2 protein-coding genes are annotated in these 2,004 nt (G+C 45.3%); one reads left to right on the top strand and one right to left on the bottom strand.

What is annotated here, in order from left to right; translation table 11 throughout:
• Positions 1-478: ISAzo13-like element transposase-related protein (locus tag F557_RS0118195; RefSeq protein WP_019003627.1), on the bottom strand; the 478-nt coding region annotated here is incomplete at its 3' end.
• A 150-nt stretch (positions 479-628) separates the two neighbouring features.
• Between F557_RS0118195 and F557_RS20810 the strand changes: the two genes are divergently transcribed.
• Complete coding sequence (locus F557_RS20810) at positions 629-1,756, top strand: ATP-binding protein (RefSeq protein WP_019003626.1); 1,128 nt, start codon at positions 629-631, stop codon at positions 1,754-1,756.
• Positions 1,757-2,004 lie beyond the last annotated feature (248 nt).

Raw genomic sequence — 2,004 nt, 5'->3', positions numbered from 1 at the left:
GATTCAGTTGGAGGCTATATCCCAGTTCTTTCAACAGGTAACCAATTTTTCTGTATTTGAGATTAAATCCTTTGCGGTTCATTTCCTGTTCAAGATTTCTCAGACTCTTCGTAGTCCACTTCAGCAGGCTTTGCGGATCACCAAAGGAGCTTTCACTTATGATTGATTCCAAGGCTTCCTTTACCCCAGGCTGCGTTTCCTCGACACGCTTCCTCCCGCCGCCTTCATTTCTTACTCGCTCTTTTTGGAGGCTGATTTGCAATTGTTCAGATGTTTCTCTATCAAGGGAATTGAGTTCTTTTATTCCCGAGCTTATGGTCACTCTGGAAACTCCAGTTTCCTTGCTGATTTTCGAAACACCGCCATAACCCAAAATTTCTGCTTCTGAAGCAAGATATATCCGCTTTTGGAATTCATTCAGGAATGGAAGCATCTTTTTAATTTTTGTTGCTATTGCAACCTCGTCAAGCTCTACCATATCAGCCTCATTGACATCAACGTTACAGTTGATTGTCATGATAGCATAATAGGGCTAGACTTATAAAAAGTTGTAAAGGTTATTTATGCACAACTCCTAAAGGACGTGCGTTTTAACGGTGGCAGCGTGTTTTCTCCAAACAGTAAAAGCATGGCAGATGAACTGGCAGCTATGGCTAACTCGTGCTGCGGTGTGTTCGTCCTGGGGGTTGATGACAAGTCAAAAATGATTGTCGGTATACCTGAGGACAAGCTGGATATTGTGGAGACCTGGATCCGAAATATCTGTCATGATTTAATTGAGCCGCAGCTTTACTGTCAGATTGCCAAGGTTCATCTTTTTGATAACAACGGTGATGAAAAGGTTGTTATCAGAGTAGATGTTGACAGAAGTCTCTTTGTGCATAAAGGACCAGACGGGTATTTTCAGAGAATTGGAAGTTCTAAGCGCGAGATGTCTCCGGAATTTCTGGCCAGGCTTTTTCAGCAGAGAAGTCAGACCAGAATGATATATTTTGATGAGCAGGCGGTGGTTGGCTCCTCCCTGGACTGTCTTGATAAAAAATTGTGGGATAAATTCAGATCTTCCCTTTCTCCCGACGATGACCATGAATTTCTGGTTAAAATGAGTTTCATAACTGAATATGAAACCGGAGTTTTTGTTCCTACGGTTTCTGGTATCCTGATGGTTTCTGATGCGCCTCAGGAATACTTAAGAAGTGCCTACATTCAGGCTGTGGCCTACAGCGGCACAGTGAGGGATTCCGCCGACCAGCTTGATGCTCAGGATATAACAGGCCCCTTGGATGTTCAAATCCGCGATGCCTGTTTGTTTGTACGACGAAACATGAAGGTACGGGGCGAGAAGAACGAATGGGGAAGAGAGGATCACCCGCAGTATTCCATGCGGGCAATTTTTGAAGCAGTAGTCAATGCTGTAGCTCATCGTGATTACTCCATCAGTGGTTCAAAAATTCGTCTTCACATGTTTGCCGATCGGGTTGAGATATTTTCGCCTGGTGCCATACCAAATTCTCTTTCTGTTGAAACCTTGCCATTCAGGCAAATTTCGCGGAACGGCTTAATCAGCAGTTTGCTGGCAAGATGTGCCGTGCCTCTGGATATTCCGGACAACAAGCGAACCTTTATAATGGACCGCCGCGGGGAAGGGGTGCCCGTTATCATAAAGGACAGTATTGCTTTATCCGGGATTGCTCCGGTGTATAAGACATTTGATAATAATGCGGAACTTCTGCTGACGATTTATGCGGCAACATAAGATTTTAAACAGAGATTGTTGCTGTTAATATTAAATGTCTCAAGTTTATTATGAAAGAAAGCTCCCCGGCGGACAAACGAAAGCGACGGCCCTTAAGCCGCATTCGGAACGCTGCATGCCCTGGCATGGAGTGGCGGCCCGGATCTCTTCGGTAAGATCCGTTCCGGCCCCCGTTAAGTTGGCTGGGTCATGCTGACGCTGGCACAGATCACTTTGCCCTGATTGCTGGTTTCGCTCTGCACACACAG

The sequence above is a fragment of the Succinimonas amylolytica DSM 2873 genome, from assembly GCF_000378405.1.
Lineage (GTDB): Bacteria > Pseudomonadota > Gammaproteobacteria > Enterobacterales > Succinivibrionaceae > Succinimonas > Succinimonas amylolytica.
This window is presented reverse-complemented; position numbering and strand designations above follow the sequence as displayed.